The organism is Flavitalea sp. (assembly GCF_035489435.1).
In the GTDB taxonomy this organism is placed as follows: domain Bacteria; phylum Bacteroidota; class Bacteroidia; order Chitinophagales; family Chitinophagaceae; genus DATHKG01.
Window position 1 is genome coordinate 20,366 of sequence record NZ_DATHKG010000087.1, and the last position, 8,354, is coordinate 28,719.

The following is an 8,354-nucleotide window of genomic DNA, read 5'->3' on the forward strand; positions in this document are numbered from 1 at the left end:
GTTTTCTGTTTACTTACTGATCACAATCGTATCCTTCCGTATCTGGAAATTGAACGGATACGATAGTTGCAACGCCTCCAGCGCTTTTACTACTGTTTCACTTTCAAATGTTCCGGAATAGCGATAGGTCTTTACCTGTTCATCTGCAAAACTGATCTCTATTCCATACCATTTTTGCAGTTTATCAGCGATCGTTAACAGAGATTCATCTTCTATTTTCAAACGGTTACGAACCCAGGCTATTTCCCTGGCTTTATGGCTTACCGAATCAACAGCCATAGATTCAATACGGAAAGGATTATGTTTTACAGGTTCACTCACAGTTGTTTCATTTGCAAGTATTAGTTTCATATTGGGGGTAAGGATCACTTTCTGATCGGGATGGTCGTTTTTGGATACGGCTACTTTTCCCCTGAATAAAGAAGTTTCGGTATTGGCATTTGCAGGGTATGCATTAACGTTAAATACCGTACCCAATACTTCAATATTTATCTTACCTGCATGAACTGTAAACGGGTGGTCTTTATGATGCGTTACATCAAAAAAAGCCTCCCCGGAAAGTACCAGTTCACGGTTGACAAGATTAAAATCAGAAGCAAGTGTGATGGTAGTGTTGCTGCGGAGTATTACAATAGAACCATCAGGCAATACCACTGTTTTTCTTGGTTCATTGCCAGATCGGATAACGGTTCCTGCAAGAGTTGCTTTGGTTTTTGCTTTATCAATAGTTTGGGATGGCCGTGTATAATAGTAAACCGCCGATAGCACCAGCAATAAAGAGGCGGCCATTGAGACTGCGTATTTTAGGATTCGTCTGGTTGGTGGTTGGTGGTTGCCGGTTGCTATGTACCGGGTACCTGTTTCCGGATCTTGAGTGTGGGTTGTTTGCCGGGTCTGGGCTGGCTGCTCGCTGTGTTGGTATGTTGTATGTCCGAGCGCCTCTTTCAACATTTCGAAACGGATAATTCCATCTTTTAGCTGGTTCAGCTGAACCGGGAGATTGCCCTGGTTGGCATTCAGAACTGAGAAGATATGCTTTGCTTCGGAAATCACGGCAAATTGCAATGGGTTATCTTTTATCCAATTCTCCCAAAATTGGATATCTTCTTTATTGCTGCCCAGGCAATAACGCTGAAAAGATTCATTGCATATGATGTCTTCTACCTTGTAGTTTTGGATGTCCATTAACCGGGGCTTTGATATACAGAGGGGCTTTCCGGTTTTTTTTCCCGGGTAATTCATGGATTTTTTTTCTGAACCACGGATTTAAATCATTTTAGGATCGTCCGCAAACTCTTAATCGCATTATAGATCGTATTATACGCGGTTTTAATACTTTGAGAAGTCTGTTCCGCCACTTGCTTATAACTAAGCCCCTCAAAAAACATGAGGCGGATCAGCTCTTTTTGCTTTGGTGTTAACTGCTCCATCGCTTTGTGAAGCTTATTCCGGAGTTCATCATCATGTTGTACACGGATAATGATCTCTTCATACGAAAGTTCCACATCTTCTTCTTTATACTGAAGTTTAATAATAGCAGCATCGGTCCTGGAATGACAGGCCAGCTTGTCAAGCAGCATTCTTTTGAGAGAAGTGAATAGATAAGCTCTTACATGGGTCACTTCATTCAAACGGCCATGCTTATCCCAAAGCTGGAGAAAAAGCTGGGTCACAGAATCTTTTACGAGTTCATCATCGGGGCTGATTTTTAAACCAAATCGCACAAGATGAAAATAGGTGTTATTGTATAACTGAAAAAGCGCCTGCTTATCTCCTTTTCGCAATCCATCCCAATAAAGTATATTCTGTTCTTCCTCATTCATTTACAGCGGTTCTTAGCTATGAGACACTTTATTTATTTATTTTTAGATCATCCATTAATGTTTTGATAGCAGCTTCGAGTTGCTGATCGCGGCCTTTACCAACAATGCCGTATTCATTGATCACTTTTATATCAGGTTCTGTTTGATAATTTTCCATATATCGCCCATCCATTGTTTTTACGCCAAGTGTCGGAACACTATAGCTAAGCGTATTATCCTGCAGACTCTGACCCGTCATCCAGGTACAGCTGCCGGGAATGGGCATACCAACGAACTTTCCCATATGCAGATATTGATAATCGTATACAAAACAATGTCCATCGCTGTAATTGGCTTCATTTGCAAGAACTATTGAAGGCTTGGTCCAGCGGAAAAGCGGCTCGCTGCTAAACAGGAAACTGTCTGATGTATTATCGCGCAGTTTTATGCCGCTCAGAAACATCGCCAGTTCAGGAGCAAGATCACCACCACGGTTAAAGCGGGTATCGATAATAATGGCTTTGCATTTTGCAAACCTTCCCAGCGCTTCTTCATATACGTCACGATACGCGGCATCGTTCATCCGGTACAGATGAACATAACCGATTTCACCATTACTCTGCCTGATGGTTTCTTCCTCATTTCGTTTCACCCATCGCCTGTAAAGAAGATCAGCTTCTTCTGCCGGAGAAACCGGTTTTACAGACAGTTCTCTCGACTCTGCGCCATCATTTATTTTAAGGATGATCTTTTTTCCCTGCTTTCCATTCAGATACTGAGCTATGTCCTTATCTTTTTCTATCACTATACCATCGATGGCTTCAATAATGGCTCCTGCTTTGATATCATAACTCAGATAATCCAAAGGTCCCCCGGTAATGATCTCTTCAATCTTCATTCCATTACTCTTGTACTGCTGATCATAAAATACTCCAAGCGATGCAGTGACTGTCGCATCTTTTCGGTTGTTATTAAAGGCAGCACCTGTATGACTTGTGTTCAATTCGCCTAAAAGTTCATTAAGCATTTCAGCAAAATCATAATTGTTATTAATACCTGGAAGATGAAGTTGATAGGTTTGTTTCAATGCATTCCAGTTTGCTCCATGCATACCGTTGGTATAAAAGGTTTCCGCTGTTCGTCGCCAGACGTGTTCAAACATTGCCTCCCGTTCTTTAGCTGGATCAACGGTTATTTCAGTGTAGGTGTTTAGGGTATCCCGTTTTGACCGGGCAGGATCGATCTCAAAAATTTTATCATCTGCCAGAAGGAAAATGATATTTTGCTCTTTATCCCATTGCATAATGCCACTTCTCAGATTCAACGGCATCAGCAGTATTGATTCTCTGCTGCGCAGATTAGTGGCCCAAAGATCATAATTTTTTATTGTTTTGGTCAGATGATATAGTGTGCTACCATCTTTGCTGACCAATGCATCAATTAACAACCCCGGCCTGGTAGTGAGTCGTTCTTTTCTATCACGGACAATGTTGCCGTCTAAGAAGAATTCATCAGCCTGCTTTTTTTTAACAGTATCCTGAGCGGGTTGTGGTGTTTTTATTTCAGCCCTGTTAAGTTTAAAATTTTCCCAGGCCCCGGCATCAGTAAACATTGCATAGATATCATTTTCACGGGTACTGCTGTTCGCATAACTGTGCAATCCCTGGCGATCGCTAAGCCAGCTGATCATTTTTCCATTCATCGCCCAACGTGGATGCTGATCTGTAAAACCGCTTTGGGTAAGGTTGGAGAGTTGACCATTTCCCGATGTGCTGATGATACCAACTTCATCACTACCACTACCCTGTTCTGTAAATTGAACCAAAAGCCATTTACCATCGGGACTCCATTCAAAATACTGATCGTTCTCACGTTTACTGAATAACTGATCATGTGTGAGGATCGTTCTTGCTTTTTGAGAAGCAATATTATAGATACGAAGCGAAGAACGGTTCTCTATATACGCAATCTCTTTTCCATCCGGTGAACAGGATGGCTGATTGTTTTCTTTTTCATTTGCAATAAGAACCGTTTCCCTGATCTGCGAAGGAGACGAAAATAATTGCTCATTGCCGGCGACAATCTCAGCCTGTACTATCTTCCATCTATTGCCTCGTTCGCTGGCATACACAAGTTTTTTCCCATCTGGTGAGAAGCTAAGACCAGCTTCAGTTTCGGATGTATTACTGATGCGTTTGATATGTTTGCCTTCAGTACTGCTTACAAAAACTTCCCCCCTGGAAATAAAAGCAACCTCATTTCCCGACGGAGCTACGGCCATTTCCTGAATTTCTGTTACGGGAATAGTTTTTTTATTGTTTAATTTCTGATCGTTTGTAATCGATATCTTGAGTTTAACTGGCTGCTGATTTTTCTTTTGCAAATATATCTGCCCGTTATATCCAAAACATAAGGTGTTGTCATTTGCGATACTTAGAAACCGGATCGGATGATCTTTGAAGAAAGTAATTTGTTTTGAAAACGAGGTATCAATCAATGATCCCTGCCAGATATTAAAACTGCCACTTTTTTCGCTGAGATAATAAATGTCCTTATTATTTGATGCAAATACCGGACTCCTGTTTTCTCCCGCAAACGAACTCATCTTTTTATAAGAAGCTGCTGCCACATCATACAACCACAGCTCCCTTGCTACCGAGGAAACCTGGTGTTTCCGCCAGGGATTTTCCCTGGCTTTCCTGTCGTGATAAATAATATACTTTCCATCTTTACTCCATTTTGCGTCTTCTGCGGGTATTGTCAGTAACTGTTTTGGTCGTCCACCTATGGCCGGTACCTGGTACAGCTCAGGCAAAGCTTCAGATGGAAATTGCCTGTTCGCAGGGTCATCCATTCTTGCTGATCCGAACAATACCAGGTTATCCTGATCGTTAAAATCATATGGAAATTCATCGGCTGAATGCCATGTAAGCCTCCGCGCTTCCCCACCTGTTGCTGCAATAATAAAAATATCAAAATTGCCATACCGATTGCTTGCAAAGACAATCGATTTGCTATTATGGCTCCAGACGGGCATAAAATCATGTGCTTCGTGAATGAGCAATGCGGTTGCTTGTCCTCCCTTAACTGAGACCTTATATAGATCACCATGATAAGAAAACACGATATTTTTTCCATCGGGTGCAATGGCAGGATATCGCATCCACTCCGGGTTTTGCTGCGCTTGTATCGATGAAGCTATCAGCAAAAGCATATATAAAGAAAATATTTTTCTTTTGCTCATGTTGTAAAAATGGGAGGCAAATTACTATTTAATAAGGAATATAGGGAGTAAACTCACCCGATGCGTAATGAATGAACTACTCCAGGTACTTTTCAATTTGCAACAAGAGATGATAAGGGAGGTTGATAAATACCCCTAAAAGCTACGGAGAACACTTAATTTCGAAAAAGCATGTTGACGCCAAAAACCAGAACGAGTGTCTTGCGGATATTGCCGTTTGGTGTGATATGGCTGATTTTCAGCCTGGCTTATACATTATTGGAAAGAGGGATCCTCGGCGAGTCCGGATACTACCCTTCAACAGGTAATCCTTATTATTTCAAACGGAATATTATTATTACGCCTGTTTCTGCTCTTCTTAGCGGCTTGCTTATTGGAACGTTTGAAATACTTTACTTCAATAAATTGTTCACACAAAAAAGCTTTCTCCGGAAGATCATTTTAAAATCCTTTATTTATCTCGCAATCATTATTTCCTTTCTGATCATCACTACTGTCTTTGCTCACTCATTAGATCTTCATGCCTCGGTCTTTGATAAACAGGTCTGGTACTACGTATGGGCGTTCTTCTTTGACTATGCATTTTTGAGTGTCGCGCTATATATGGCCGTGGTCATTGTGGTATCGCAGTTTTATAATGAGGTGAGTGAGAATATCGGTCTTAATGTTCTAAATAATTTTCTCACAGGCAAGTATCATTCTCCAAAAGAAGAAAAAAGAATCTTCATGTTCCTGGACATGCGCTCTTCTTCCAGTTTTGCAGAAAGTCTGGGCCATGTCAGGTATTTCGAAATGCTAAGGAAATACTATTCCGATCTGTCGGATCCTATCATCAAATACTCCGGAGAAATTTACCAGTATGTGGGTGATGAGATCGTTGTTTCCTGGAAACTGCAAAATGGTCTGAAAGACAATAATTGTATTGAATGCTTTTATGCCATGAAAGCTGCGTTAAAAAAGCAGACTCCAAAATATGAGCGGGAATTTGGAGTGGTTCCCGGATTCAAGGCTGGGTTTCATTTTGGCAAGGTGACGACGGGTGAAATCGGGGAGATCAAAAAAGAAATAATTTTTACCGGCGATGTCCTTAATACCACTGCAAGAATACAAGCGCTTTGTAATTTCTACCAGGTAGACATACTTCTATCGGGGGAATTAATAAAGCAGCTTAGACTTGATACCGGCTACCTGGTAAGATCATTGGGTGAAACGGAACTGCGCGGAAAAGAGGAAAAAGTTGAATTGTATTCGATTGATTCTTACGACTAAATTGTATACGATTGACTCGCCAACTGGTAAATACCTTACTTATACCATTTAGGTGGTTTATTTACGAAGATGAAAGGCGGCTTTTACCATGATGGAAGATTTGCTAAACTTGATGATGTTGTAAACCATTATGACAATCATCTTAAAATCAATTTATCAACAACTGAGAAAAAGGAATTAGTTGAATAACGATCCCGATACAAGCGGAGACGATACTTTTAGAAATACTTCTTATATCATGCACACTATCCCATATCCCTGTTACCTTTTGAAGTATTTTGCAAGATCAACTTCATCTTATGTATAACACCTCCTTGCGATTTGCATTGTTTTCTTTTCTTATCTTAATATTATTTTCCTGCGCTTCCAGCAGGCAATCAGCCAATACTGTTGCATCGGCATCGCCATCCGGTACATCCGGCAGTCCCAGGGCAGCAAGAGAGTTTCGGGCTGCATGGATAGCCACCGTTGCGAATATTAACTGGCCGAGCAAGCCCGGTCTCTCTACCGATCAACAACAACAGGAAGCCGTCGCCCTACTCGATTTTCTGAAAGCGCATAATTTCAATGCAGCCATATTCCAGGTTCGTCCGCAGGCCGATGCTTTGTATCAGAGTTCGCTCGAGCCCTGGTCGTATTTTCTCACCGGTGTACAAGGCAAAGCCCCCGATCCATATTACGACCCCCTGGAATTTTGGGTAGAAGCGGCGCATGAGCGCGGACTTGAATTGCATGTATGGCTGAACCCTTATCGTGCACATCATATTACAGGTGGAGCAGTGAGTGATAGCTCCATGGTGAAGAGAATGCCGGACCAGGTTGTAAAACTGAAAGAAGGTTACTGGTGGTTTGATCCTTCAAAAAAAGGAACACAAGATCATGGTGTTGCTGTAGTAATGGATATTGTCAAAAGATATGATATCGACGGTGTGCATTTCGATGATTATTTCTATCCTTATCCTGAGTATAATGGCAATGAAGATTTCCCCGACAGCGCCAGCTACGCACAATACCAGACAGGTGGCGGAAAATTATCGCGCGGTGACTGGCGGCGCGAAAGCGTCAACAGTTTTATTCATCGCCTCTATGATGATATCAAAGCAGAAAAGAAACATGTCAAATTCGGATTGAGCCCATTCGGCATCTGGCGACCGGGGCACCCTGAATCCGCGGCCGGCTTTGATCAGTATGATAAGTTATACGCCGACGCAAAGCTCTGGTTAAACAAAGGATGGATCGATTATTTTTCTCCCCAGCTATATTGGCCGATCAATCGCATACCACTCAGTTTCCCCGTATTGTTAGGATGGTGGTCGAACGAAAATAAAATGAACCGTCATCTCTGGCCGGGCATCAGCGTTGGTCGCGATACCAGTGCCAAAACGACAACAGAAACGCTGAGCCAGATCATGATATCACGCGGTATGTTACCAAAAAGCAGCGGGGTTATTCATTGGAGCATCTCATCTGCCACAAAAAATCCCAGCATGTCCAAAGCACTGATCGAAGGACCCTATAGGGAACAGGCTTTGGTTCCTGGCAGTAAATGGCTCGATAATAAAGCACCTGATGCACCAGCTGTATCCCTGACCCAACAGGAAGATACGGTGAATGTAAGCTGGACGCATAAGTATGAAAAGGATGTTTTCCATTGGGTCGTATACTATCAATATGGCAAAACCTGGAGCTATCGCATACTGAACCGCAGTGATAGAAAGACTGAATTAAAGACGTTGAAAGGAAAAGATAAACTGAACGCAGTGGCCGTAGCTGCTGTTGACCGCATGGGAAATGAAAGTGTACGTAGTGAAAAGCTCCTTAACGTGGTGGCCATTGTTCCCCGCTCCGAATGGAAGGCGAATGATCCGAGACCGTACAAGCAACACGTGCCTGTTCGCATTACCGTTCACCATGAAGGAGGCAAAGTGCTGGAAGCCTCCGCCGATGGAGGACAAAGATTGAAAAATATCCAGACCTGGTGCATGGGTTCAGACCGCAACTGGACAGATGTACCCTATCATTATTTAATTGCGGCTGAC

The 8,354-nt window shown here is 42.3% G+C and carries 5 protein-coding genes; 2 read left to right on the plus strand and 3 right to left on the minus strand.

The features are described 5' to 3' along the window. Window positions 1-9 precede the first annotated feature (9 nt). The 3 genes from VK664_RS13050 to VK664_RS13060 all read right to left on the minus strand — a co-directional run bounded on the left by VK664_RS13050 (window position 10) and on the right by VK664_RS13060 (window position 5,046). A complete protein-coding gene (locus tag VK664_RS13050; RefSeq protein WP_461399108.1) occupies window positions 10-1,185 on the minus strand; it encodes a FecR family protein in 1,176 nt (391 codons plus the stop codon). A gap of 86 nt (window positions 1,186-1,271) precedes the next feature. Continuing rightward, on the minus strand, window positions 1,272-1,823 hold the full coding sequence (locus VK664_RS13055; protein WP_461399109.1) for an RNA polymerase sigma factor: 552 nt from the start codon (window positions 1,821-1,823) through the stop codon (window positions 1,272-1,274). Window positions 1,824-1,851: 28 nt separating this feature from the next. Further along, the gene (locus tag VK664_RS13060) at window positions 1,852-5,046 is read right to left on the minus strand and encodes a S41 family peptidase (protein WP_461399110.1); all 3,195 of its coding nucleotides are present in this window, start codon (window positions 5,044-5,046) and stop codon (window positions 1,852-1,854) included. Between the two features lie 171 nt (window positions 5,047-5,217). Here VK664_RS13060 and VK664_RS13065 point away from each other — a divergent pair, with 171 nt between their 5' ends. Beyond that, window positions 5,218-6,315: an adenylate/guanylate cyclase domain-containing protein gene (locus tag VK664_RS13065; RefSeq protein WP_461399111.1), complete on the plus strand. Its 1,098-nt coding sequence runs from the start codon at window positions 5,218-5,220 to the stop codon at window positions 6,313-6,315. A 299-nt stretch (window positions 6,316-6,614) separates the two neighbouring features. Continuing rightward, window positions 6,615-8,354: family 10 glycosylhydrolase (locus VK664_RS13070; RefSeq protein WP_461399112.1), on the plus strand; the 1,740-nt coding region annotated here is incomplete at its 3' end.